Source organism: Frankia sp. Mgl5 (assembly GCF_023242985.1).
Lineage (GTDB): Bacteria > Actinomycetota > Actinomycetes > Frankiales > Frankiaceae > Parafrankia > Parafrankia soli.
The window spans coordinates 1-258 of record NZ_JALKFY010000202.1 but is presented as its reverse complement, the minus strand read 5'-3'; the positions used below and the strand labels follow the sequence as shown (position 1 = coordinate 258).

Here is a 258-nt window from a genome sequence, read left to right as displayed (position 1 = left end):
ACACCCAAATTCCCTCCCACATTCACGATATCTTTCAGTATGGCTTGCCGGCAGACTTTCGTCTGGTAGGTGCAACGACGAGAACCCCTGATGAGATCCCCGCTGCTTTGCGTTCCCGCTGTCTGGAGATTTTCTTCCGTCCGTTAAAGCCGATGGAAGTGGGCAGCATTGTGCGCACCGCCGTTAGTAAGATGGATTTGCAGCTAGCTGCTGACGCTGCGAGCGTGATCGAGCGGTATGCCACAAACGGTCGGGAAG

1 pseudogene is annotated in these 258 nt (G+C 55.0%); it reads left to right on the top strand.

Annotation, left to right across the window (positions count from 1 at the left end):
- Positions 1–258: pseudogene (locus MXD62_RS09005) on the top strand (ATP-dependent protease LonB); the annotation flags it as partial.